This is a genomic window from Streptomyces sp. NPDC056347 (assembly GCF_042262625.1).
In the GTDB taxonomy this organism is placed as follows: domain Bacteria; phylum Actinomycetota; class Actinomycetes; order Streptomycetales; family Streptomycetaceae; genus Streptomyces.
In genome coordinates, this window is record NZ_JBHJQP010000134.1 from 1 (window position 1) to 22,568 (window position 22,568).

Annotated in this window: 26 protein-coding genes and 1 tRNA gene; 15 read left to right on the forward strand and 12 right to left on the reverse strand. The window is 66.8% G+C overall.

From position 1 onward, the window contains the following. Positions 1 to 70 precede the first annotated feature (70 nt). The 8 genes from ACFCV8_RS26195 to ACFCV8_RS26230 all read right to left on the reverse strand — a co-directional run bounded on the left by ACFCV8_RS26195 (position 71) and on the right by ACFCV8_RS26230 (position 8,477). Positions 71 to 382, reverse strand: a complete 312-nt coding sequence (locus ACFCV8_RS26195; protein ID WP_376687896.1) for an SCO5918 family protein — start codon at positions 380 to 382, stop codon at positions 71 to 73. A gap of 56 nt (positions 383 to 438) precedes the next feature. After that, positions 439 to 837, reverse strand: coding sequence for a hypothetical protein (locus tag ACFCV8_RS26200; RefSeq protein ID WP_376687897.1), 399 nt, complete (start codon positions 835 to 837; stop codon positions 439 to 441). 46 nt (positions 838 to 883) lie between these two features. Continuing rightward, positions 884 to 2,407 (reverse strand): DEAD/DEAH box helicase, encoded by a 1,524-nt coding sequence (locus ACFCV8_RS26205; protein WP_376687898.1) that lies wholly within the window; start codon positions 2,405 to 2,407, stop codon positions 884 to 886. Between the two features lie 295 nt (positions 2,408 to 2,702). Next, positions 2,703 to 2,906, reverse strand: a complete 204-nt coding sequence (locus tag ACFCV8_RS26210) for a cold-shock protein (RefSeq protein WP_376627045.1) — start codon at positions 2,904 to 2,906, stop codon at positions 2,703 to 2,705. Positions 2,907 to 3,450: 544 nt separating this feature from the next. Then, positions 3,451 to 4,098, reverse strand: a complete 648-nt coding sequence (locus ACFCV8_RS26215; RefSeq protein ID WP_376687899.1) for a pentapeptide repeat-containing protein — start codon at positions 4,096 to 4,098, stop codon at positions 3,451 to 3,453. Positions 4,099 to 4,657: 559 nt separating this feature from the next. Then, positions 4,658 to 5,368: a pentapeptide repeat-containing protein gene (locus ACFCV8_RS26220; protein WP_376687900.1), complete on the reverse strand. Its 711-nt coding sequence runs from the start codon at positions 5,366 to 5,368 to the stop codon at positions 4,658 to 4,660. An 8-nt stretch (positions 5,369 to 5,376) separates the two neighbouring features. After that, complete coding sequence (locus ACFCV8_RS26225; protein ID WP_376687901.1) at positions 5,377 to 5,991, reverse strand: hypothetical protein; 615 nt, start codon at positions 5,989 to 5,991, stop codon at positions 5,377 to 5,379. A 950-nt stretch (positions 5,992 to 6,941) separates the two neighbouring features. Further along, positions 6,942 to 8,477 carry a serine hydrolase domain-containing protein gene (locus tag ACFCV8_RS26230; RefSeq protein WP_376687902.1) on the reverse strand — a complete coding sequence of 512 codons (1,536 nt, stop codon included), beginning with the start codon at positions 8,475 to 8,477 and terminating at the stop codon, positions 6,942 to 6,944. A gap of 155 nt (positions 8,478 to 8,632) precedes the next feature. Between ACFCV8_RS26230 and ACFCV8_RS26235 the strand changes: the two genes are divergently transcribed. Then, entirely contained in the window at positions 8,633 to 9,259 is a 627-nt protein-coding gene (locus ACFCV8_RS26235; RefSeq protein ID WP_376687903.1) for a TetR/AcrR family transcriptional regulator, read from the forward strand. Between the two features lie 629 nt (positions 9,260 to 9,888). On the opposite strand, the gene ACFCV8_RS26240 is transcribed toward ACFCV8_RS26235, so the two are convergent. The 3 genes from ACFCV8_RS26240 to ACFCV8_RS26250 all read right to left on the reverse strand — a co-directional run bounded on the left by ACFCV8_RS26240 (position 9,889) and on the right by ACFCV8_RS26250 (position 13,085). Then, complete coding sequence (locus ACFCV8_RS26240; protein WP_376687904.1) at positions 9,889 to 10,785, reverse strand: DNA adenine methylase; 897 nt, start codon at positions 10,783 to 10,785, stop codon at positions 9,889 to 9,891. Then, positions 10,782 to 12,131, reverse strand: a complete 1,350-nt coding sequence (locus ACFCV8_RS26245) for a hypothetical protein (protein WP_376687905.1) — start codon at positions 12,129 to 12,131, stop codon at positions 10,782 to 10,784. Before ACFCV8_RS26245 ends, ACFCV8_RS26240 begins: the two co-directional genes overlap by 4 nt. A 486-nt stretch (positions 12,132 to 12,617) precedes the next feature. Continuing rightward, positions 12,618 to 13,085: an NUDIX hydrolase gene (locus tag ACFCV8_RS26250; protein ID WP_376687906.1), complete on the reverse strand. Its 468-nt coding sequence runs from the start codon at positions 13,083 to 13,085 to the stop codon at positions 12,618 to 12,620. A gap of 18 nt (positions 13,086 to 13,103) precedes the next feature. Here ACFCV8_RS26250 and ACFCV8_RS26255 point away from each other — a divergent pair, with 18 nt between their 5' ends. The 12 genes from ACFCV8_RS26255 to ACFCV8_RS26310 all read left to right on the forward strand — a co-directional run bounded on the left by ACFCV8_RS26255 (position 13,104) and on the right by ACFCV8_RS26310 (position 20,830). Further along, positions 13,104 to 13,883 carry a GntR family transcriptional regulator gene (locus tag ACFCV8_RS26255; RefSeq protein ID WP_376687907.1) on the forward strand — a complete coding sequence of 260 codons (780 nt, stop codon included), beginning with the start codon at positions 13,104 to 13,106 and terminating at the stop codon, positions 13,881 to 13,883. A gap of 138 nt (positions 13,884 to 14,021) precedes the next feature. After that, positions 14,022 to 14,354 (forward strand): hypothetical protein, encoded by a 333-nt coding sequence (locus ACFCV8_RS26260; RefSeq protein WP_376687908.1) that lies wholly within the window; start codon positions 14,022 to 14,024, stop codon positions 14,352 to 14,354. 3 nt (positions 14,355 to 14,357) lie between these two features. Beyond that, on the forward strand, positions 14,358 to 15,704 hold the full coding sequence (locus tag ACFCV8_RS26265) for an FtsK/SpoIIIE domain-containing protein (protein WP_376687909.1): 1,347 nt from the start codon (positions 14,358 to 14,360) through the stop codon (positions 15,702 to 15,704). Positions 15,705 to 15,740: 36 nt separating this feature from the next. Continuing rightward, entirely contained in the window at positions 15,741 to 16,436 is a 696-nt protein-coding gene (locus ACFCV8_RS26270; protein WP_376687910.1) for a DUF2637 domain-containing protein, read from the forward strand. Positions 16,437 to 16,450: 14 nt separating this feature from the next. Beyond that, a complete protein-coding gene (locus ACFCV8_RS26275; RefSeq protein ID WP_376687911.1) occupies positions 16,451 to 16,639 on the forward strand; it encodes a mobile element transfer protein in 189 nt (62 codons plus the stop codon). A 19-nt stretch (positions 16,640 to 16,658) separates the two neighbouring features. After that, a complete protein-coding gene (locus ACFCV8_RS26280) occupies positions 16,659 to 16,814 on the forward strand; it encodes a hypothetical protein (RefSeq protein WP_376687912.1) in 156 nt (51 codons plus the stop codon). A gap of 23 nt (positions 16,815 to 16,837) precedes the next feature. Continuing rightward, positions 16,838 to 17,143 (forward strand): SpdD protein, encoded by a 306-nt coding sequence (locus ACFCV8_RS26285; protein ID WP_376687913.1) that lies wholly within the window; start codon positions 16,838 to 16,840, stop codon positions 17,141 to 17,143. Positions 17,144 to 17,232: 89 nt separating this feature from the next. After that, on the forward strand, positions 17,233 to 17,784 hold the full coding sequence (locus ACFCV8_RS26290; protein WP_376687914.1) for a GGDEF domain-containing protein: 552 nt from the start codon (positions 17,233 to 17,235) through the stop codon (positions 17,782 to 17,784). Positions 17,785 to 17,884: 100 nt separating this feature from the next. Then, a complete protein-coding gene (locus tag ACFCV8_RS26295) occupies positions 17,885 to 18,079 on the forward strand; it encodes a hypothetical protein (protein ID WP_376687915.1) in 195 nt (64 codons plus the stop codon). Beyond that, positions 18,076 to 19,461: a replication initiator protein RepSA gene (repSA, locus tag ACFCV8_RS26300; protein ID WP_376687916.1), complete on the forward strand. Its 1,386-nt coding sequence runs from the start codon at positions 18,076 to 18,078 to the stop codon at positions 19,459 to 19,461. Before ACFCV8_RS26295 ends, repSA begins: the two co-directional genes overlap by 4 nt. Then, entirely contained in the window at positions 19,458 to 19,670 is a 213-nt protein-coding gene (locus ACFCV8_RS26305; protein WP_376687917.1) for an excisionase family DNA-binding protein, read from the forward strand. The genes repSA and ACFCV8_RS26305 overlap by 4 nt, the downstream gene beginning before the upstream one ends. Next, positions 19,670 to 20,830: a tyrosine-type recombinase/integrase gene (locus tag ACFCV8_RS26310; protein ID WP_376687918.1), complete on the forward strand. Its 1,161-nt coding sequence runs from the start codon at positions 19,670 to 19,672 to the stop codon at positions 20,828 to 20,830. Before ACFCV8_RS26305 ends, ACFCV8_RS26310 begins: the two co-directional genes overlap by 1 nt. 51 nt (positions 20,831 to 20,881) lie before the next feature. Here the strand turns inward: ACFCV8_RS26310 and ACFCV8_RS26315 are convergent. After that, positions 20,882 to 20,955 (reverse strand) — tRNA-Gly (locus tag ACFCV8_RS26315). Between the two features lie 466 nt (positions 20,956 to 21,421). Between ACFCV8_RS26315 and dcd the strand changes: the two genes are divergently transcribed. Together dcd and ACFCV8_RS26325 are read left to right on the forward strand one after the other, a co-directional pair. Continuing rightward, complete coding sequence (gene dcd, locus ACFCV8_RS26320; protein ID WP_283852536.1) at positions 21,422 to 21,997, forward strand: dCTP deaminase; 576 nt, start codon at positions 21,422 to 21,424, stop codon at positions 21,995 to 21,997. A gap of 18 nt (positions 21,998 to 22,015) precedes the next feature. Then, positions 22,016 to 22,516 (forward strand): phosphoribosyltransferase, encoded by a 501-nt coding sequence (locus ACFCV8_RS26325; RefSeq protein ID WP_376687919.1) that lies wholly within the window; start codon positions 22,016 to 22,018, stop codon positions 22,514 to 22,516. Positions 22,517 to 22,568: the final 52 nt, after the last annotated feature.

Below are 22,568 nucleotides of genomic sequence, written 5' to 3' on the forward strand. Positions count from 1 at the left end.
GTGCCGGTCGGGCCCTCTTGGCAGTTCGGTTGCCGGTCCGTGCTTTCCCACGGCCCGACGGCCGGAGAGATCAGATGGTCGCCGAGACGCCGAGCATCGCGGAGGCCTGCTGCAACGGGCTGGGGGCGCGGGTGGGAGCCGCGGTCCCGGGAAGGCCGTGGCAGGTGAAGCCGAGCTTCGTCATGGCCCGGACGACTTCGCCTGCGCTGAAGTCGCGGCGATCCTGGCGGGTGATGACCTCGCCGACCTGCTTGACGGGATAGACGCGGCGGCCGATGGTCACGGACTCGCCCACGACCTCCTCGGGCTTGATGCCCTTCATGGATTCCAGGACGCCGTTCCTGGTGAGTTCGAACGGGAAGCGGGCGATGACACAGCGCACGATGCCTCACAGGTTCATAGAAGAGGAGGGAGATTGTTCCGTCGTGGTGAGACGGTTCAGAGGGCCGGGGCGAGGACGCCCGGGGTGCTGTCCTGTTCGTCCACGGCGGACGGGATGGCGGCCCGGCGGTGGTACGTGGTGTGCCCGGCCGTCGTGGTGGCGGGCGAGGCGTGCGGCCCGCGGTCGCCGAGGACGTCGCGCAGCTGGAGCCGGTCCGTGTAGGCGGGGCTGTCGCGGACGGTGGTGAGCTGGGCCCGAGTGACCAGCGCGGTGCACAGAGCGTCGTTGTCGCAGACCCTCAGGTGTCCGGTCCTGGCACTGGCCATGACGGACAGGGCCACCTCTACGGTCATGTCGTCGCAGACCTGTGGCCCGGCCGTGCTCATGGCGTCGAGCACCGCTCGGGGCACGGCGGCGGTGTCCGCCGAGTGGGGCTGCATCTGAACGAGCGTCAAAATGTGCCTCCTGCAGAGATGGGTCGGCTTCCGGATCACGCGGTTCTCAGGCCGCCGCGTCGAAGGCGGGCCGTTGCCCGCCCACGCGCCCGGCAGCCGTGGCGGAGCCGCGCCGACCGCGGGAGGCCGCGCCGCGCTTGCGCCGTTCGGGCGTCGGCGCGGTGATGGTCACGGGAACGCCGGAGGGGGTCCGGGCGCCGGTGATCCGGTGGAGTGCTTCCTCGCCGGAGCGGACCTGGGTGGCCCGGGGCACGATGCCGGCGGCTGCCATGAGGCGCGTCATGCCGCGGCGCTGGTTGTTGGTGACCAGTGTGACGACCTTCCCGGACTCGCCCGCCCGCGCGGTACGGCCGCCGCGGTGGAGGTAGTCCTTGTGGTCGGTCGGCGGGTCCACGTTCACGACGAGATCGAGGTGGTCGACGTGAATGCCGCGCGCCGCGACGTTCGTCGCGACCAGGACGGTTACGTGCCCCGTCTTGAACTGGGCGAGGGTGCGGGTGCGCTGCGGCTGCGACTTGCCGCCGTGCAGGGCGGCGGCCCGGACGCCGCTGGCGAGGAGGTCCTGGGTGAGGCGGTCCACGGCGTGCTTGGTGTCCAGGAACATGATCACCCGGCCGTCGCGCGCCGCGATCTCCGTCGTCAGCCGGTGCTTGTCGGCACCGTGCACATGCAGGACATGGTGTTCCATCGTGGTGACCGCACCCTTGGAGGGGTCCACGGAGTGGACGACGGGGTCGGTGAGGTAGCGGCGGACCAGGAGGTCGACGTTACGGTCCAGGGTCGCGGAGAACAGCATGCGCTGGCCCTCCGGGCGGACCTGGTCCAGGAGCGCGGTGACCTGGGGCATGAAGCCCATGTCGGCCATCTGGTCGGCCTCGTCCAGGACCGTGACGGCGACCTGGCCCAGTCGGCAGTCACCGCGGTCGATGAGGTCCTTGAGACGGCCGGGGGTCGCCACGACGACTTCGGTGCCGCCCCGCAGCACGTGCGCCTGCCGGCCGATCGACATCCCGCCGACGACGGTGGCCAGACGCAGCTTCACGGCTCGGGCGTAAGGGGTGAGCGCGTCGGTGACCTGCTGAGCGAGTTCCCGGGTGGGTACCAGGACCAGGGCCAGCGGCTGGCCGGGCTCGGCGCGCTGCCCGGCGGTGCGGGCCAGCAGGGCCAGGCCGAAGGCGAGCGTCTTGCCGGAGCCGGTCCGGCCGCGGCCCAGGACGTCACGGCCCGCCAGGGAGTTCGGCAGCGTCGCACCCTGGATCGGGAACGGCACGGCCATTCCCTGCGCGCTGAGCGTGGCCAGCAGGCTCCTCGGCATGTCGAGGTCGCCGAACGCCTCCACCGAGGGCAGCGCCGGAGTGATCGTCTCGGGCACGGCGAACTCGCCCTGCATCGTGGCAGGCCGTCGGCCACTCGAACGGCCCGGACCTGCCGAACGGCTCTGGGCGGACGAACGGCTCTGGGCGGACGAACCGAAGCGGCTGCCCCGAATCGGACCAGCAGGGGAGTCGTACCCGCGGCCGCCGTTGCGGCGGGCACTGGGGGAGCGGCTGTTCGCGCGCGTGGGGTTCATACAGAACCTTCCTTGATACGGAACGTATCAAGGAATTCCGCGGCGTAGGAGCAGCGCGAGAAATCACAGGCACGGACCGAATGAAATGCGAACGTTGCCTACGGGAATTCCGTGTCGACGTGCGCAGAAATGATGGATGGCGTGCAGAAAAGAATCTGGTGAGTCGCCGGGTGCGCCCTGCGAGACCTGCGCACCTCAATATTTTTCTACCGCAGGTGAACCGCTGCGGAAAAGCGTGCAGCTGGAGCCTGCACCCCGAAGGATGCGGGCCCCAGCTACGGAATGCGCGCCGACGTCAGGCAGAAACGATGTTCTCGGCCGTCGGGCCCTTCTGGCCCTGCGCGATGTCGAAGCTGACCTTCTGGCCTTCCTGCAGCTCGCGGAAGCCCTGGGCGGCGATGTTAGAGAAGTGGGCGAACACGTCGGGGCCGCCACCGTCCTGCTCGATGAAGCCGAAGCCCTTTTCCGAGTTGAACCACTTCACGGTGCCAGTAGCCATGTCATATCTCCTTTGGGCAGTACATCGGAACCCGCACTGTGCGGAAACCGTGTCGCCGCGATGATGCCCTGCCCGGAAAATGACCGGAAATACAAAACGCCTCCCTGTGGCACCGAGGCCGATCGGGGGCGCTTGAAGTTTTTGGGTACCAAGACTGCAACCGAGTCCGATATTAGCATGACGTGAGGGGCTTGTGCGTGCCGAATATTTTCCGGTGTGCGCTGCGAGAGAAACTCTCCCGGCGGGAGCTGTTAAATTCTGAGTTCGCCGGCACAGATATTCATTCACCTCGGGCGCGGCGTCTCCCGAAAGCGAGGCGGTCGATGTGCTGCGACGCCCGCGGTCCGTCGTCGGAACCTGTGTCCGCGGGCCCGGATCCCCGGCAAGCCCTCCCGCGGCTCGTGGGAGACCTACATGAGACCGCGAGCCCGTCGATCCGCAGGTCCCGGCCGTCCGCGGGAAAGCCCGCCAGAACGCTCGGCGCGTCCGGCGTGTGCCCGGTGAGCGCGATCACGTCCTTGGGTGCGCGATGTCTCCCATGGCCCTACCGCGGTGCGCGGTAGGGAGGAACCACCTGCACCTGGCCACCTTGCTCAGCGATCCATGCCTCCAGCTGTGAGCCGGCCAGCTCATGGGACGAGTCGCCACTGAAGACGGCGATCGGGCCGGAAACGGTGCCTGTCAGGCCACGTACCACCGTGGCGTCGTCGACCGTGACCTTGAAGGTGTTCCGGAACAGGACCGCGTCGGTCAGGTCCGCTCCCCTCATGTCGACGCCGAAGAGCGAGGCCCCCATGATCCGCGTTCCTCTGAAGCTCGCTCCCGACGCGTCGACCCCTTGCAGCGATGCTTTGACCATGTCGGCACCGTCGAGCCGCGCCGAACGGAGCACGGCCCCGTCAAGATTCGCCCTGACGAGGTCGGCGCCCGTCAGATCCGCACCGGTGAGGTCCGCCGACTGAAGGTCGGCGCGGTAGAAAGTCGCCCCCACGAGCCGCGTGCCCGCCAGGACCGCCTGAGTGAACCATGCCTTCGTGAAGTCGCCGCCCGAGAGATCGGCGCCCCGGAAGTCCTGCTCGACACCGAAGAAGCTGTAGCCATCCTCAGCAACCCATTCACGCAACCGACGCATTGCTTCAGGGTCGTCCGGGAAAGCGCTCGGCTCCCATTCCTTACGGGTATCGGATGACATGATTTCCCCAACCGTGCTCTTCCGTGGCGCTCTTCGAGACCGACTCGAGCCTCATCCATCGAATCATCGGCGACGCGGATCCCCTGATGCCAGTCCCGGTGTCCGAGACCGCGCGCGGGAACTCCATCTGACGCCCCGTTACAGCGCGTACGGCACGCAGGCCCGGACCGGCCGAGACAACAAACAAGGCCCTGGTACCCGACCAGGGCCTTCATCCTGGAGCGGGTGACGAGAATCGAACTCGCGCTCCGAGCTTGGGAATCCGTATTCCGCCGCCTGGCCCCAGGTTGTCAGCACGACGCAAGTCGGCAGCCGCTCGATCTCGGGCGCCCCAGAGGCGTTCACCAAGGCGATGAGGCCGGGGACGCGGGGCCGGTGTAACGGGGAATTTCGAGCGAGTCATGGGCCATGATGTCGTCCGTCGGCCGCCCGTCGCAATGCGTGCCGCACCATTCACGATGGCGGTGCATGGGGCGGCTCGTGGCTCCTCTGAGTTCGCCGCCCGACGAGCCATCTGTCGCGGAATTCGTGGATTCCGACTAATGGACCGTGCCAGGCCCTATTGTGATGGGCGGCGCGGTGGAATCACTCGCACCTGTCCGCCTCGCGCACCGATCCACGCCTCGAGTTCTGCGTCGGCCAGCTCTCGGGACGATTCGCCGCTGAAGACGGTGATCGGCCCGAAAACGGTGCCGGTCAGGCCGTGCACCACTGTAGCGTCGTCGACTTTGATCTCGAAGAAGTTCTCGTCAAGCACAGCATCAGTCAGGTCCGCCCCCCTCATATCGGTGTCGATCAGCGAAGCACCGAGAAACCGTGTTTTGCGGAAACTCGCTCCCGATGCATCGACATCGCACAGCGAAGCCCGGACCATGTCCGTCCCGTCGAGCCGCGCCGATCGGAGCACGGCCTCGTCCAGGTTCGCCCTGACGAGATCCGCTCCGGTCAGATCCGCTCCGGTCAGATCGGCTGACTGAAGGTCGGCCCAGTAGAAGGACGTGCCGACAAGCCGTACGCCCACCAGGATGGCGTCGGTGAACCATGTATTCGAGAAGTCCCCGCCCGAGAGGTCGGCGCCCCGGAAGTCACGCCCCATACCGTTGAGGTTGTACTCGTCCGAGGCAAGCCATTCCTGCAGTTGCCGCGTGGCTTCCGGGTCAGTGGGGAGAACGATCGGCTTCCAGTTCTTACGGGTACCAGATGGCACGATCTCCCCAACCGCGGATTTCAACAGCTGCCTTGACGCTGTCGATTGCTGCTTGATTTGCATTCCGGATGTCAATAATTACTATACGTCCATGTTTTTTTGATCTGCTTCGCCAGCTGTTTGCTGACCCATGCTTCATTATTGGTCGGGTCGAACGCGCCCTTGAACGGCTGGGACTTGTAGCGCACATTATTGAACGGAGGGTAGTCGGAGTGGACGCCCTTGATGTCATAGTACTCACCCGTGGTTTCGGAATAGAACTCGCCCTTATTGGCTAGCTCCGGACGGCGGATGTCCTTCGGAAGGCATCCGCTCTCCCGGAGGTCGAGACCGACTTGGGTCTCATCCATCGATTTGTCATTGATCTGATTCTTGTGATCCGGGTCATGCCTCAGATGATCGAATTCTTCCGGAGACCGCTTCTCCACTTCTTCCAGATGGCCCCAGTGCGCTGCCTTTTCCTCCGCCGTCAACTCCGGAATCGGCTCGTTCACACGATCGCCGGGCGTCGCGTCCTTCTCACCCGAAGTATCCGATGTTCCTGGTCCCTCACGCTCCTGCGTCTCCCCGCCGGGGCGTGTGCTTCTCAACCTGGCCATCGGCACCGTCACCGGATCCGTGATGGGCGGAACCGGCCGCAGGGTTGTCACCGCCCGCGTCGCTGCTGTGTGCTCCGTCGCCGCCATAGGTGCTCTCCGAGTGGCCGCTCGCGCCCGTACTCGGGGTTTCGCCATGGCCGCCGCCGGAAGGCGTCTACGAACCCGCGCCGCTGCCCGAGCCGCCACTGGTCGGGCGGTCCGCGGCGTGGCCGCCCGTGGACGGCGTGTTGTGCGTACCGCCGCCTCCGTAGGACGGGTTGGAACCGTCGCCCGGGTGCGCCGAGCCGGTTGGGTGGCTTGCAGTTATAGGCGTGCCGTGGCCGGGGCACGCGGAGGGCGCGCCGTCCGGCAAGAGGTCTGGGCAACAAAGAAGCTCTGGGCCGCTGGCCTGGGGCTTTCATGTGGAGCGGGTGACGAGAATCGAACTCGCGCTCCGAGCTTGGGAATCACCCGGAGCCTGGGCCTAGATGTAGCCGCTGATCTGTGGGAACAGTCGCTGACGATCCCGTTCTGTCGGTCTCTTCCGACACCTCGTTGACCGCTGTATACCGCCTCTGCTGGCACGTTGTGGCACGACTCGAGAGAAGCGTCTGCCGTCAGACTCCGTCGCGGCTGAGGAGGCTTCAGCCTTTTTCTCACATGCCGCACTGCACGCTGTGACCCGGATCCGGATCGACATCCCGCTCGACGATGCCTCATCGCCCTGCGTACGACCGGCAGCCACCTGGGCGCGGTCAGGGCACTGGCGGTCAGGTGATCGGATTCGTCACCATGGAGGACGTGCCCGGTGAACTGGTCGGCAGGGCCCTGGATACTGCCTGAGGCTCGACTTCCACGCACGGCCGGATGCCGACCGGCTTCTTCGCGTCCGGCCGTGGGGCTGCTGCCGGAGGCGTCCCGGCCGGCCACTGCATTCGGCCCCGACCCGGTGCAGGGGCTTCGTCCCGAAGTATCGAGTCGGGCCTGTCGCAGGTCGCTTGCCGGGCGCGTATCCCGGGGCGCCTGCACGAGGACCTGGGAGTGGCCCACGAGCGATCTCAACCCAGGGTGCGCGGGGCGGCCCCGGCATGTGGCTCGGGTTCGGGCTTGTCGGCCGTCGGCCGGCCCTCGTCCCGTCGCCGCCGCAGGTCAACCACGCCGAGCACCAGTCGCTCCACCGCCAGAACCAGGGTGAGCGCCACGACACCGACCACGGCCCACCCCACGTCGGGCAGCCACAGCAGGGCCGAGTCGATCGAGCCGCCGAAAGCGGAGGGCAGTACCCACCACAACAGCGCTGCCAGGGCGAGCGAGCCGGCGACCGACGCAAGCGTGTTCAGCACGATCCGGCGCCGGGAACGGGCTTGTGCCGCCGCCCGCCGCGTGGCCAGGAAGCGCAGCGCCGGGGCGGCCACGCACAGCGCGAGCAGCCCGGCGAGTACGACCACGGTCCAGGGCAGCAGGGTGGCAAGCGGATCGGTCGAGGTGCTGCGCGGGTCCGCACCGGACAGCAGCTGGGCCGTTCCGATTGCGGCGTCGTGGAACTCTTGGGCGCGCAGGAGGTGGAAGGCGTTCTGCAGGACGATCACAGCCCGGTCGCTGTCGGGAAGCATGACGATCATGGCGTCGTGGCCGGGCAGCGAACCGGACTTCCACACCATGCGCTCGTTCGTGCCTTCGAGGGTGCCGACGGACCAGCCGAGACCGAACCGGTCCACGTCACTGTCCACCTGACCGCGCTGGCTCTCGGCGATCCCCTTTGCCGACAGCACCCGTCGGCCTTCCAGCTGCCCGCCGCCGAGCTCGGCGAGGACGAAGCGGCTCAAGTCCCTTGCACTGCCGCCCATATGGGCGGCAGGGGTGCCCGATGTGTCGTACGGCGCGTCGAAGCGCACTGGGTCATCGAAGACGAAGCGGTGCCCGGGCGGCACCTGTTCGCGTGCGAAGTCCCGCTCGCTGACGACAGCGTGCTCCATGCCGAGCGGACCGAGGATCTTCTCGTGCAGATATGGGCCGAACGGCCGCCCGGACACTTCCTCGACCAGCGCACCGAGGACGGCGTAGCCGGCGCTTGAGTATGCGTAGGACTTGCCCGGCTCGCCCTCGGGAGAGATCCCGGAGAGGTCGCGGACCGCCTTGGTCAGGGCGCCGGGCGTGTTGTCGTAGCGGTCTCCGACCTCGGTGGTGGCAGAGGTGGGGATGCTGCTGGTATTGGTGAGCAGATGCCGGACCGTGATGCGGTCGGACACGTCCTTGTCGGCGAGCCGGAACCAGGGCAGATACCTCCGCACCGGCGCGTCCAGGCGTACGCGGCTGGCCTCCGCGAGTTGCAGCACGGCAAGCCCGGTGAGCGGCTTCGCGACCGACCCCCACAGGAACGGCGTGGCCGGCGTGACGGATCGGCCCCGGCCGTCCTTGCCGAAGCCCCGTTCGTGCACGACCTGCCCGCCCTCGATCACGACGAGCGCTGCGCCAGGCGTGCCCGTCGCGTCGAATCGCTCCTCGACGAAGGCGTCGATCGCCGCCCAGCGCCCGGAAGCGGCCGCAGTCGAGGGCGTCGCCGTCACCCCGGCCACCGCACTCGCGGCCAGCACCGCCCCTAACGCCCTGGAGCACCTCGCGCGCCATCGCCGCCACTTCGCTTCCGGCCTCATCCTCATGCCTGCAGCCCCTCTCCGTCTCCGGTTTTTACAATATAGCCATACGGTAAAAGCGCGCTGCAAGGTCGGCGGCCGGATACGCTGACGGCATGCCGAAGGTCGTCGATCACCAAGCCCGGCGTATCCAGGTCGCCGACGCGGTCCAGCAGCTGATCACGGAGCAGGGCCTCGACCGCGTCACCGTGGCGCGCACCGCCGCCGCGGCGGGGGTCTCCGTCGGCCATGTGCAGCACTACTTCTCGACCAAGGACGAGATGCTGCTGTTCACGCATGAGCGGGTGGTCCGCAAGGCCTTGGAGCGGGTCTCGGCGCTGGAGGAACGATCAAGGGTGCAGCGGCTGCCGATCCGTGACGTGGTCACCGACGGCCTCGCCGAATGGCTCCCGGTGGACCCGCCGCGCCGTTCGGCACACCGCGTGGCGCTGGCCTTCGTCGGCCGCACGGTGGACAACCCGCGTCTCGCCCACGCCCACGCCGAGACCGGCCGCCTCATTCGCTCGATGCTCTCCAGGGCCGTCCACAACGGAAAGGAGTGCGGCGAGGTGCCGGACGGCACCAATCCGGAGCTCGCCGCCCTCGAACTGCACAGCTTGGCCGAGGGACTGGCCCTCCAACTCGGCTTCGACGCTGCCGCGGACGACGCCCGCACCTCCCTCGATCTCGTATCGATGCGGGTGCAGGCGGTTTTCCCCGGGATTTGCCGTCAGTACGAGTGAGCTGCAGTGGCGGCGCCGGCACGCATGGATCAGCGACGTGTCGGCTGCCAGGCATTTTTCGGCGGGTGGGACGAGGGGCCGCTCGCGGGTATGGCTTGGAACGGGGATCCGCCGAGGTCCACGCCCTGTGAGAAGAAGTTGCCTGTCGCTGGAACGGGCTGGCGTCAGGGTCGGACGTGCTGCTCCAGCCGACCATCCGGCGCTGCCCGTCGTCCTTGCCGTGCTCACGAGGGAGCAGCCCCTTGCCACCGGCTCGACGTCGATCAGATTCTGATTGCGGCCTGGAACCGGACGGCCGAGGGCGCACGGTTCCGGAATGGTCTAGACAAAAAAGAAGCCCCGGGCTGTTGACCTGGGGCCTTACGTGGAGCGGGTGACGAGAATCGAACTCGCGCTCTGAGCTTGGGAATCACCGTTCAGCTATGGGTTCCGGGGTGCTGGCCAGTAGTGAGCGGGCTACCGAGCGGGTGCGGTTCCTGTGCAATGCTCCGCTGTTGACCGCCGGGCACCCTCTAATCTGGTGCGCATCTGGTGCGGCTACGACGGTCAAGCTGCGGTGCAAGGCCTCTGCGGTCAGTGAACGCTCCGTGCGTTCATTTTCACTGAATGCAAAGAGAGCTGAGTAGCCTTTAGGCTGTCTTCCTCTTGCGCTTTGAGGTCATCCATCGATAGTTTCCCTCGCCAATAATCCCGGTAACTTCTGGGAGAATTAGCTGGTTTCCGAAAATTGCATACTCGGCTCCTGTGCGCTGTATTTGGGCCGTGTGTAGAATGCTGAACTCGACGCAGCGAAATCCCTTGTAGAGCTCCTCGGTGATTCGCTTGTCGGCGTCGTATGTCAATAGCCATCGCAGTGAAGTTTCGTGCAACAGCGTAGAAAGTTCCTGGTGATCTTTTTCGGCGAGAGAGTCCATGTAAAGGCGGTCGCCTTGCACGAGATAAGGTGGGTCTACGTATAGAAGTACATCGTCGGTTTGATGTTCCAGCGACCTGATGAATTTCCGTGCATCAATTTCCGATAGGGTGACCTGATTGCTGTAGCGTCCGAGGTTTCTAATCCGCTCGATAAGGTTGGTACGATTGAAACGAGCGTCAATCTTCCAGTCACCGGTCTGGTCAAGTCCTCCAATTGGTCGTGCTCGTAGGATGCCAGATCGGTTGCAGCGATTTAGGAAGAATGTTGAAAATCCAAGCTCCAGGTCATTCCTTCCTTTCGGGGTTCGGTAAATCTCCGCATGGCGATGCCATGCTGCGATGCTCACTTCTTCATGTGCAACCGCATCAATAAGCTCTTCGGTGTCATTGAAAATGCACCGCCAGAGTGCCGCCACCCCAGGGTCGAGGTCATTGATATAGATATGTTCGACTTCGTTATCGATAAGCAATCGAAGTGCAGCGCCCGCGCCCCCTGCGAATGCTTCTGCATACGCTTTGGGACGCGGGCGTTGTCGTGCTAGTAGGTGGGCTACATACGGAGCCAGGCGGGCCTTTCCGCCGGGGTAGCGAAGAGGGCTAATGTACCTCATCGCTTTTTCTTTTCCAGCAATTCATCAGCCTTAATTAGAACGATCCCGTATGCGGTGCTCAATTTCCGCACCTCGGAGGACAAGGGGTTGTTCTGCCAGGTATGCACGAACGAATGCAGAGATTTCAAGATGAGTGCTCCGTCGTCCTCTTGGGAAAACCGCCAAGCGTTGGCGAGGTAGGGGTCGTTCTTGTTCGGGTCCACCTGGTGCAGGACAGCGCCGATCCTACCCTTCAACGTGTCCTGGTTCCGCCGCCACCCGAGCTGGTCTGCGACCTCGGTGACCACGATGTCCACGACTGCACGGACCATGACGGCTGCAACGTTCGGCATCTCGTCTATCTTGATCCGCTTCGCCTCCTCGACCACGTCAGAGGTTCTGAGGCTTACGTGTCGCAGCGTTACTCCCTGGAACAGCCTCTTCTCGAAGTCTGCCCTCTTCCGCCGACCCGGTTTGGGCGGCGTGTCAGACCCGTTTTCTGCTTCGGCAATTCCTTCGGGACCTTCTGCGCCGGCGGACTTTGAATATTTCTCGGGCTCCTCTAGCCGGTCAGCGAGTTTGGGAAGCTCACCCTCTACCTTTTCCAGGTAGTCTTCCCGATCCCTCTTGCTCTTGATTTGATCGACAGAGACGGGGCCGGCAAGGTCGTGAAACAAGCGGGCGAGGATCGGCTGGAGCTTTGCTGCCGGGTAACTTCTGAGGACAACATCCCCATCGAAGGAGATGCCGAGCCGATTCCGGACCGCAGGATCTGCAATCATCCGCCCCAGGTTGGTGATCCGAACGTCGCGCACCGTCTGCGTGTCGGACCGCAAGTCCGGCTCATCGGGGAACCAGTCATTGACTGCGTCAATGAAGAGCCGCGCCTTCTCGGTCGGTGTCGACCGGCCATTGAACCTGCTCGCTTCGCCAGTGCTCCACCTGACGACGCCGACGCCGCCGTTCTCCCCGGTGTGTTTCAGTTTGATCCAGTGCTCAGCCTGCATCCGGCTCTCAGCGACCACACAAGTGAGCCGCCGCGGAAAGTCACCGCTCTTGGCGATAGCCGTGAACTGCTTGCGCAGCTTATCCGTCGGTGCGAGGGCGGGGTTGTGCAGCAACTTGAGGGCCGCGACCCGCCGGTTTCCTTCGAGTACTACGTTGTGATCGTCGCCTACGAGTACGATGGTCAGTTCTGAGGGATTGATACCGTGCTGACAAATATCCCTGGCCAGTTTGAGGAGCTTCTCGGGGCCCTTCGCGAGCAGGGCGGCGATCGATTCTTCGAGACTTGCAGTCTTGTTCGCGTGCCGGGGGTTGGTCTCGTCCAGCGTCAAAGACGCTACGTGCATGCTTGCTTGCTTCATGCCGCCTATCGTCCTCGCCTGCTGGCCGCCGCGCACTGCATTTATGGAAACTAGATCATACTTACCTTTCACATAGCCAGACTGGAAGGGCGAGATCAAGCCTGGTGGCTGAAAGCTAGCGCTGACGGGGATGGCGTGAGGTCGGTGGAGCGGGTTTGGCCGGTGTCCTGCCTGGTTTGGGGTCGAGCATGATCAGGGGGCCGTACGCTGGCCGGCAACTCGGGCAGGCTGTGATCCTGCCCGGAATTTGAACGAGTGGCCCCCTGGTCTTGCTCGACGCGGGACCCGAACCGGGGAGGTGGCTAAAGCCGTGGAGCCGACCGCCCCAGCCACAGCGGGTTTCTCCCCGCAACGGTGCTCGCTCTAGCCGCGCGACCGGCGTAGCCGGGGCCAGAGCGGGCCGAAGGCAGGAGCGCCAGGCCCCGGCGGTGAGCCGGGGAGCGCGCGGCGAGCGGAGCGAGACGCCTTGATGAAGTAGGGAAAGTTCTACTGCGCTGGGATCAGGTGCTTGCCGTCGTGGCTCCGCACGTGAGGGCCTGCCTCATCAAGGGCGTCAAGCAGGCGGATTGCGTAGACCTCGGACATGCGCTCGGTGATCTGTTCCGGGGTGAGCCACTCGACTGCGGTCGACTCGTCGGACGTGCGCTCGGTACCTCCGGAGGGCTTGCACCGGAAGACCATGGCGACGACGCCGCGGCTGGTGTTCTTGTAGACGCCCGTGAGCTGGTCGACCTCGATGTGGATGCCGGTCTCTTCCCAGACCTCGCGGCTGACGCCCTGCTCCGGTGACTCCTCCAGCTCCAGCACCCCGCCCGGCAACTCCCACGTCCCGTTGTCCGCCCGGCGGATCGCCAAGAGTCGCCCGTCCTCGCGCACCACCGCCCCCGCCACGGACACACTGTGCTTCGGCGTTGACGGGGCTTCTTGGGCGCTGTTACTCATGTACAGGAGCATAGGAGAGTGAGTAGGTCGATGGGAACAGCAGTAGGAGGTGGCAGGTCCGTACCTCGGTACGTTCAGATCGCCGACGAGATCGTTCAGCAGATCCGGGCCGGTGTCCTCAAGCCTGGCGACATGGTGCCGAGTGAGTCCGAGTTGGTTGACCGCTATGGCGTATCCGGCGGCACGATCCGCAAGGCCATGGTGGAGGTTCGCGCGAGCGGCCTGGTGGAGACCCGGCATGGCAAGGGCTCCTTGGTGAAGGCCCGGCCCCCAGTACGTCACCGCTCCTCGGACCGGTTCCGGCGCTCGCACCGCAAGGGCGGCAAGGCCGCGTACCTCGCCGAGTCCGAGCAGGCCGGCGCGACCGCCAAGGTGAGTGTGCTGTTCATCGGCCCGGCCGACGCGCCCGAGGACATTGCGGAACGCCTCGGCGTCGATGCTGGAACGAAGGTGCTGGCCCGCCGGCGTCTCTACTTCCGTAACGGCACTCCGGTCGAGACCGCTACGTCGTACCTGCCGTGGGACGTTGTGAAGGACATCCCCGAGCTCTTCTCCGAGAACCCCGGACCCGGTGGGATCTACGCCCGGCTTGAGGACAACGGCCACGTCTTCGCGGAGTTCGTCGAGACCCTCCAGGCGCGGCCGGCCTCCAAGGCGGAGTCTTCCGAGTTGGCGCTGAGCCCCGGTGCCCCCGTCGTTCATCTCATCCGGGACGCCGTGACCGAAGAAGGCCGTGTGGTTGAGGTCTGCGACACCCTCATGGCTGCTGACCAGTTCGTTTTCAGCTACCGGATCCCCGCCGTCGACTGACGCACACTCAACTCACTGCAACCCGCCGCGTTTTCTTCTTCGCGGCGGGTTGACTCATGTATAGGAGTGATGCACTCTTCTTCATGTCACTCATATACATGAGTGACGGAGTTCGGCACTTCTAGAGGAGTGATCCCTGTGCGTTTGATCCCCGTCGACATGACCGGCGTGACCGTGATGGTGGCCCAGCCGCCCACCACGAAGATGCGGGACAAGAAGGCCGGCGTGGTCGCGGTCGACCCGGAGAGCGGCGGCACCCTGATGACCGTCGACGTCCTGTTCGTCGCGAACGGCAACGCCGAGGTCGTCTCGGTCACCGTTCCCGAGGCGGACATCTCCGGTGAGCTGGCCACGGGCACCCCGGTGGCACTGACCTCGCTGGTAGCCCGTCCGTGGGAGAACGAGTTCAACGGTCAGAAGCGGCACGGGATTTCCTTCCGCGCCGCCGCTGTGACCTCGCTGGTGGGCTGACCCGTGACCGGCGGACACATCACCGCGTTGGTTGCCCTGGTGCTGATAGCCGTGGGCCTGCTGTTCCTGCGCCGCCTGCGGCCCGCCTGGTTCTGGGTCGTCTTTGCCGCCCCCGCCAAGCTGGCCCGCATCGCGATCACTTACCGGTCCGTGATGGAAGCCTGTGGGCTGGACGAACCGCCGTCCCGTATCCGGCTGGCGATTGCTACGGCCACTCGGCGGGAGCCGTCCCGCATGTTGCCCCGCATCACCCGCGTCCGGATCAACCGGAACGGGCTGGTGCTGCGGATACGGATGCGGCCAGGCCAGGAAGTCAGGGACTTCGAGACGGCGGGCGAACGGCTCCGCCATTCCTGGCGGGCCTCTGCGGTCCACATGTCTCCCCTGCGGCCCGGATGGCTTCAGCTTCGAGTCATCGGATACGACGTGCTCCGGAGGGTCGTGATGCCGGACACCGGGCAGCGCGAACTGCTGCGTGTGCCCGTGGCCTTACGAGCTGACGGCCTTCCGCACTTCCGTGACTTCCGGGCCATCGCTCACGAACTGGTCATGGGGGCAACCGAGTCGGGCAAGTCCGTTTACCTGCGCGGGCTGATCGCCGGGCTCGCCCCGCAACCGGTGGCGCTGGTCGGTATCGACTGCAAGTGGGGCGTGGAGCTCGCGCCGTTCTCTCGCCGCCTCTCGGCGCTCGCCTGTACACCGGAGGAAGCCGCGGAACTGCTCGACGCCTTGGTGTCCGAGATGACCGACCGGTACGAACTGATCCGGACGATCCAGCAGTTCGCCCCCGGCACCGGTCCCGAAGGAATCAGCTCGGACATCTGGGGCCTCCCCGATGACCTGCGGCCGGTGCCCCTGGTGCTGTTCGTGGACGAGGTGGCGGAACTGTTCCTCGCCTCCACCGCAGCCGATGAAAAGCGGCGGGACCGGATGGTCACCCAGCTCGTTCGCATCGCCCAGCTCGGCCGCGCCGCCGGCATCTACCTCGAAATCTGCGGGCAGCGCTTCGGGGCCGAACTCGGCAAGGGAGCAACAGCTCTCCGCGCACAGCTCACCGGCCGTATCTCGCACCGGGTCAACGATGAGACCACAGCCAAGATGGCGCTCGGCGACATCAGCCCGCTCGCCGTCGTGGCGGCCACCGCGATCGGCCCCGACCAACGAGGGACGGCGGTTGCCGGTGACTCCTCCGGTGGCTGGTCCATCGTCCGTAGCCCTCTTCTCTCGATCGATCAGGCCGTCGCCGCCTGCGCCGAACACGCCCGGCTCACCCCGGACCTTCCCGGCCTCGCTGCCTTCCGCCCGCAGGGTGCCCCGGTCTCGTTCGCCCTAGTCCCTGACAAGGACTGACCACCGACGCTCGCAATCCCGAAAGGAGGACCTGTCATGCGGTCGTCGTTCCGCCTGGATGCCGTACTCGTTCAAGCCGTGATCGCCGGTGCACTGTCCTTCTCCCACCTTCACGACCTGGCCCAGGCCGCCGGACAGAACGGCTGGAAGGCATGGGCCTACCCGATCTCCGTAGACCTGCTGCTCGTCGCCGCCTGGCACCGACTTCGGACCTTGCGGAACACCGACTCGCCCCGGCGGGCCGCGTGGATCTGGTTCGCCGTCGCGCTCGCCGCTTCCCTCGGGGCGAACATTGCCACCGCCGGGCTGCTCGACCTGGCGGACGTCCCCGCCTGGCTTCGCATCCTTGTCGCGGGGTGGCCGGCACTCGCCTTCCTCGGCGGGACGCTCCTGGCCCACTCACCTGCTCCGACTGTGCAGCACGACGAACCGGCTCCGGTCCGGGATGCCGCACCCGAAGCCGAGCCCGAGCCACCGGACCGCCCCGCACCGGTACGCGATCTGCCCACGCTGGAACCGGCTCACCAGGATCCGGACGAGATCGCACCGGCCGCCACGGCGCCCGCCCTGCCGACAGTTCCGTCCGTGCCCCCGGCCCTCGTCGCCCACGCCCGCAAACTCGCCGACACCCACCGCGTCACGACTGGCCACGACATCGACACGGTCACCCTGCGCGCCCGTCTCGGTGTCCCTGCCCCGATGGCCGACGCCATCGCCGCCCAGCTCGCCTGAGAGGAGGTGAACCCATGGCCCGCAACCGCTTCTGGAACGTCGACCGCATCGGCCCTGTCCAGATCGGCACCCACCGCGACCGCCACGGCCGCGATGCCCATGCCGCCGCCTGCACCGCCCCTGGCTGCGACTGGTCCGCCGACTACCTGAACCGCGCCTCGGCCGAACTCGCCGCCCGCACCCACCGCTGCAACGCCCGCTGATCACAGAGGAGATCACGTCATGGACGTCCCGCTCTGGCTCGCGCTGATCGCCGTCGGCGCTCTCGGTATCAAGCTCGTCCGCCCGCCCATGTGGCTGGTCGTCGTCCTGCTCTTCGGCGGCTACCTCCTCGCGGACAGCTTCCTTGCACCTGCCGTGGACAGCTTCGCCAAGTAGTCAGCCCAGAAAGGAGAACCGCCGTGTTCAAGCCCAAGTTCCCGGACTCCGACACCCACACCCTCGCCGCCACGAGGCACGTTGCCGCACCGCTCCCGGTGTCGACTGAGCACACCCAGTCGCCGACCCCCGCCCCCGCACCCGCCCGGTCCGGAGTCGTCGACATGGCGCGCGCCAACCCCGTCGTCGCTGTCACCGGAGTCGTCGCGGTCGGTGCGGTCGTCACCTCGATGCTCCTCGCTGTCGCCATCACCGCACTCGCGCTGTCCGTCAGCGGCGTCGTGCTCCTGGTCCTCGTGCGCATCCTCCGCCAGGAATTTCACCGCTGACCGGCCTCCGGGCGGTGCCACAAGCCGCCAAGCATCGCCGCCGCCCGGACGGCCCGCGCAACCCCTTCCAACCGCATCGAAGGAGCACCGTGGACACCCAAGCGCTCGCCCTCGCCTTACCGCTCGTCGGCTGGGCCTCGCACACCGCCCTGCTCACCCACCGGCTCGCCACCGCTCGCCGAGACCCGCTCACCGGTCTTCGTACCCGCGCCGGATGGACCGCTATTGCCGAACGCGTCATCCGTCGGCACCGGGACGCCGTCGTCCTCCTGCTCGACCTGGACGACTTCAAGAACCTCAATGACTCCCACGGCCACGCCGCCGGGGATGTCGCCCTGGCCGTCACCGCCGAACGCCTCGCCACCTGGTGCGGACGCCACGGCATCGCCGGACGACTCGGCGGAGACGAGTTCGTCGCCATTGCCCGCCGGACCCCGGACCTGGAGAGCCTCCACCGGGTCCTGCGTCAGCCCGTCACCCACGCCGGGCACTGGCTCCCGGTCTCCGTCTCGGTCGGCTCCTGCCACCTGACGGACCTGCCGGTCCGCAGCCTCTCCGACGCGCTCGCCGTCGCCGACTCCGCGATGTACGCGACCAAGGGCACCGCCGGCCGACGTGGCGCCCGCCCGCGCTCCAACTGATCAAGCACTGACCGGCCTCCGGGCGGCGCACAAGCCGCCAAGCATCGCCGCCGCCCGGACGGTCCGGCCCCTTCCAACCGCAATCGAAAGGACCACCATCATGGCCCAGCACAGCCCTGCCCGGACGCGGATCTGCCCGGACTGCGACGGCTTCCCCGCCGTCGCCATCGACACCGGCATGCTCCTCGACGACGGCACCCGCGCCACCCTCCTGGTCACCTGCCGCCGCTGCTCGGGCACCGGCTCCACCCGCGCCGCTGTCCCGGCCCCGGTCGCCCAGCGGGAGCACGCGTGACGGACACCGCGACCCTCGCGGGCCTGGCCCCGGCCACCCTTGGCGATCTGCTGCGGGTGGCCGGGTCCACCGGCTTCGATCGCTGGCGTGACCAGATCCGCCGCACCGGTGGCTGCTCCAACCCCATCCACCTGTCCGGCTGGACACTCACCAAGGACAAGGCCACCGGTGAGACCCTGCACCGCTACTCCACCTGCACCGAGCCCGGCGGACGGCTCCGCGTCGCCTGCGGCAACCGCCGTGCCTCCCGCTGCCCGGCCTGCGCCTGGACCTACTCCGCCGACACGTACCACCTGATCCGCGCCGGACTGGCGGGCGACCAGGACAAGGACGTCCCCGCCACCGTCCGCGACCATCCGCGCGTCTTCGCCACGCTGACCGCTCCTTCCTTTGGCCCGGTCCACAACCGCCCCGACTCCGGTCGCTGTCGCTGCGGCACCGCCCATGGGCCCGACGGCGATGCCCTCGGCACCCCGCTCGACCCCGACTCGTACGACTACGCGGGCGCGGTCCTCTTCAACAACCACGCCGGAAACCTGTGGCAGCGTTTCACCAACCGGCTCCGACGCGAGATCGCCGCCCGCGCCGGGCTCACCCAACGCGAACTCAAGGAAGTGGCACGGGTCTCGTACGGCAAGGTCGCCGAGTTCCAGAAGCGCGGGGCCATCCACTTCCATGCCGTCGTACGCCTCGACGGACCGGACGGGGCCGACAGCCCGCCGCCCTCCTGGGCCTCCGTGCAGCTGCTCAGCGACTCCATCCGCGCGGCCGTCGCGCACTCGTACACGACCGTCACCGTCTCGGCTGCCGCCGGCCAACCGGCTCGCCCGCTCCGTTGGGGCACCCAGCTCGACATCCGTCCCATCCGCGCCTTCGACGCCGGTACCGACATCACCGAACAGGCCGTCGCCTCCTACGTCGCCAAGTACGCGACCAAAGCCGCCGAGACCACCGGCACCGTTGACCGCCGCGTCGGCAACCGTGAAGCCCTGGCCCTCCTCGACGTGCCCGACCACCCGCGCCGCCTCATCGAAGCCTGCTTCGACCTCGATCCGCTCTACCCGGACCGGCGACTGAGGGCCTGGGCCCACATGCTCGGCTTCCGCGGCCACTTCTCCTCCAAATCCCGCCGCTACTCGACCACCCTTGGAGCCCTCCGCCAGATCCGCGCCGACTACCGCGCCGCCCAGCAGCGCGAAGAACTTGGTCTGCCCGATCCGGACCAGGACCCGACCGTCCTCGTCCTTACCGACTGGCGGTACGCCGGACAGGGCCACAGCCCCGGCGAGTCCGTTCTCGCCGCCTCGATCGCCAGAGACCTACAACTCAACCGAGAAACCGCCCGTGATGCCCTCGCCGCCCTGGAAGGAGACCTGTCATGACTGACCCCCTGCTCACCGTCGACCAAGCCGCCGAACGTCTCGGCACCACCGCACGCTTCCCCCGCCGCCTCATCGCCGAACGTCGGATCGCCTTCGTCAAGGTCGGCAGTCACGTGCGCATCAAGGAAAGCGTCCTGGTGGCGTACATCGAGGGCAACACCGTGCAGCCCATCCGCCGTCGCCGGTCCCGCTACGGAAGGGCCGCCTGATGGGGAACGCGAAGGGGAGCCGCCGGCGCTTCGGTGCTGTGCGTCAGTACCGGTCCGGCCGCTGGACCGCGAGCTACCTGGGTCCGGACGGGCAGGACTTCCGTACGCCCGAGACCTTCGAGACCAAGAAGGACGCGGAGATCTGGCTCTCCCAGGTCGAGGCCGATCTCACGCGTGGGAACTGGCAGGACCCGGACGCCGGTGCGGTGAACTTCAAGGAGTACGCCCTCCAGTGGGTGGAGGAGCGCGGTCTCTCCGCCACCACTGACGAGTTGTACCGGCGACTCTTGCGGCTCCATCTCCTGCCCACCTTCGAGGGCCTGGACCTCGACGAGATAACCGCGCCCCGTGTCCGCACCTGGCGAACCGAGCGGCTGTCGTCCACCAGGGCCGCCACGACTGTGGCCAAGTCGTACCGGCTGCTCAAGGCCATCATGGAAACCGCGGTCGACGACGAGCTGATCCGTCGCAACCCCTGTCGCATCAGGGGTGCCGGGAAGGAGTCGTCAGCCGAACGCCAGATCGCCACCGTCGCCCAGGTCGACGCGCTCGCCAACGCCCTCGGGCCTCGCTGGCGGCTGATGGTCTTCCTCGGCGCGTACGGCCCCATGAGGCCGGAGGAACAGGCCGAGCTGCGCCGCAAGGATGTGGACCTGGACGAGATGACCATCCGGGTACGCATGGCCGCACCTGAGCTGACCACCGGTCGCCGTGCTCCCGGCGACACCAAGTCGGAAGCGGGCAAGCGAGTCGTCGTCCTGCCGGCCTTTCTCCGGACCGACCTACGACGTCACCTCGACTGGTACGCGGAGAAGGGGCCGGACGGACTTCTGTTCGTGGGGGAGAAGGGCAAGCCGTTCCGGCGCTCCACCTTCGGGCGGAAGTGGCGCAAGGCTCGTGCTCTCGTCGGCATGCCGGACGGCTTTCGTTTCTACGACCTTCGTCACACCGGGCACACCCTGGCCACCCGGTCCGGGGCCACGCTCAAGGACACGATGGTCCGCGCCGGCCAGTCATCGGAGAAGGCCGCACTGATCTACCAGCACTCGGATCTTGAACGACAGCAGGAGGTCGCGAGCGGGCTAGACGACCTCGTGCGCGCTGCCCGCAAGAAGGCCGACGAGAAGTCTTCTGGTGCGGATCTGGTGCGGGACGCTTGAAGTGGTCTAGACAACAAAGAAGCCCCGGGCGCTTGGCCTGGGGCTTTTTCATGGAGCGGGTGACGAGAATCGAACTCGCGCTCTGAGCTTGGGAAGCTCATGTTCTACCATTAAACTACACCCGCGAAAGCAGCCCGCCCGATCGGCGGCTACCGTCCCACACTGTACCCCATGCCAGGTCCCCGGCGTTTGAGCCGTGGGGCCTTTCTGGTGTGGGGGATGGGTGGATGCGGGTGCGGTGGGCGGGAGTTGGGGCGTAGCGTGGGGGGTCGGAGTGCCGCGTGGAGCGGCGTCCCGTTCATCCCCTAATGTGGCGGTCTCGTCCAAGGCTTGTTGGGGAAGGGACTTGATGGACTCCATGGAGCGCACCGTCGTCCGTTGTGCCGAAGGGCACGTTTTCGCTACCGCCACGTTCCCGATGCAGCAGCTCGGGTCCGGGCGGATCGGTCCGGGGCGGCTCATCCGCTGTCCGCGCTGTGCGCGGCTGCGGCATGCCGTGCCCGTGGTTTCCGGGCAGCGGTAGCGGGTGGCGGCAGGCGCGCGGGCGGACCTGATTGGGGTCGGCCCGCGCGTTCTGCGTATCCTCGGGACGTGCTTCTCTCAGATAAGGACATCCGGGCCGAGATCGACGCCGGACGTGTACGCATTGATCCGTTCGACGCGTCGATGGTGCAGCCGTCGAGTATTGATGTGCGTCTCGACCGCTACTTCCGGGTGTTCGAGAACCACCGCTATCCGCATATCGACCCCGCCGTCGAGCAGGCCGATCTGACCCGCATGGTCGAGCCGGACGGGGACGAGGCCTTCATCCTGCATCCCGGTGAGTTCGTGCTGGCTTCGACGTACGAGGTCATTTCGCTGCCGGACGATCTCGCCTCGCGGCTGGAGGGGAAGAGTTCGCTGGGGCGGCTCGGGCTGGTGACGCATTCGACCGCCGGGTTCATCGACCCCGGTTTCTCCGGGCACGTGACGCTGGAGCTGTCGAATCTGGCGACGCTGCCGATAAAGCTCTGGCCGGGAATGAAGATCGGGCAGCTGTGCATGTTCCGGCTGAGCTCGCCGGCGGAGTTCCCGTACGGCTCCGAGCGGTACGGGTCGCGGTACCAGGGCCAGCGTGGGCCCACGGCGTCGCGTTCTTTCATGAATTTCCATCGGACCCAGGTGTGATGCCCCATGAGCGGTGATGTGACGACTGACGAGCGCGAGAACCTGACGTACGAGGGCTTCGGCCGCGCCGTGCGTGAGCTGGCGCAGGCCGTGGCGGACGACGGGTTCGAGCCGGACGTGGTGCTCAGCATCGCGCGCGGCGGGGTGTTCGTCGCCGGCGGGCTGGCCTACGCGCTGGACTGCAAGAACATTCACCTGGTGAATGTGGAGTTCTACACCGGGGTGGGCACCACCCTGGAAATGCCGGTCATGCTGGCGCCCGTTCCGAACGCGATCGACTTCTCCGACAAGAAGGTCCTGATCGCCGACGACGTCGCCGACACCGGAAAGACGCTGAAGCTGGTGCACGATTTCTGCATCGATCACGTCGCCGAGGTGCGCAGCGCGGTCATCTACGAGAAGTCGCATTCGCTCGTGAAGTGCGAGTACGTGTGGAAGAAGACCGACAACTGGATCAACTTCCCGTGGAGCGTGGAGAAGCCCGTCGTGCAGCGCAGCGGGCAGGTTCTCGACGCCTGAGGGGCCGAGAGTCCGAACGACGAGAATCCCCCGGCACGGGAAGTGCCAGGGG

Excerpts from the sequence above, each read along its gene's own strand:
- ACFCV8_RS26205 (WP_376687898.1), bottom strand. The coding sequence starts at position 2,407 with ATGAACCCCACGCGCGCGAACAGCCGCTCCCCCAGTGCCCGCCGCAAC.
- ACFCV8_RS26310 (WP_376687918.1), top strand. The coding sequence starts at position 19,670 with ATGGGGAACGCGAAGGGGAGCCGCCGGCGCTTCGGTGCTGTGCGTCAG.
- ACFCV8_RS26295 (WP_376687915.1), top strand. The coding sequence starts at position 17,885 with ATGGCCCAGCACAGCCCTGCCCGGACGCGGATCTGCCCGGACTGCGAC.
- ACFCV8_RS26270 (WP_376687910.1), top strand. The coding sequence starts at position 15,741 with ATGCGGTCGTCGTTCCGCCTGGATGCCGTACTCGTTCAAGCCGTGATC.
- ACFCV8_RS26255 (WP_376687907.1), top strand. The coding sequence starts at position 13,104 with ATGGGAACAGCAGTAGGAGGTGGCAGGTCCGTACCTCGGTACGTTCAG.
- ACFCV8_RS26245 (WP_376687905.1), bottom strand. The coding sequence starts at position 12,131 with ATGAAGCAAGCAAGCATGCACGTAGCGTCTTTGACGCTGGACGAGACC.
- ACFCV8_RS26225 (WP_376687901.1), bottom strand. The coding sequence starts at position 5,991 with ATGGCGGCGACGGAGCACACAGCAGCGACGCGGGCGGTGACAACCCTG.
- ACFCV8_RS26220 (WP_376687900.1), bottom strand. The coding sequence starts at position 5,368 with ATGCAAATCAAGCAGCAATCGACAGCGTCAAGGCAGCTGTTGAAATCC.
- ACFCV8_RS26305 (WP_376687917.1), top strand. The coding sequence starts at position 19,458 with ATGACTGACCCCCTGCTCACCGTCGACCAAGCCGCCGAACGTCTCGGC.
- ACFCV8_RS26210 (WP_376627045.1), bottom strand. The coding sequence starts at position 2,906 with ATGGCTACTGGCACCGTGAAGTGGTTCAACTCGGAAAAGGGCTTCGGC.
- ACFCV8_RS26240 (WP_376687904.1), bottom strand. The coding sequence starts at position 10,785 with ATGAGGTACATTAGCCCTCTTCGCTACCCCGGCGGAAAGGCCCGCCTG.
- ACFCV8_RS26215 (WP_376687899.1), bottom strand. The coding sequence starts at position 4,098 with ATGTCATCCGATACCCGTAAGGAATGGGAGCCGAGCGCTTTCCCGGAC.
- ACFCV8_RS26280 (WP_376687912.1), top strand. The coding sequence starts at position 16,659 with ATGGACGTCCCGCTCTGGCTCGCGCTGATCGCCGTCGGCGCTCTCGGT.
- ACFCV8_RS26250 (WP_376687906.1), bottom strand. The coding sequence starts at position 13,085 with ATGCTCCTGTACATGAGTAACAGCGCCCAAGAAGCCCCGTCAACGCCG.
- ACFCV8_RS26275 (WP_376687911.1), top strand. The coding sequence starts at position 16,451 with ATGGCCCGCAACCGCTTCTGGAACGTCGACCGCATCGGCCCTGTCCAG.
- ACFCV8_RS26235 (WP_376687903.1), top strand. The coding sequence starts at position 8,633 with ATGCCGAAGGTCGTCGATCACCAAGCCCGGCGTATCCAGGTCGCCGAC.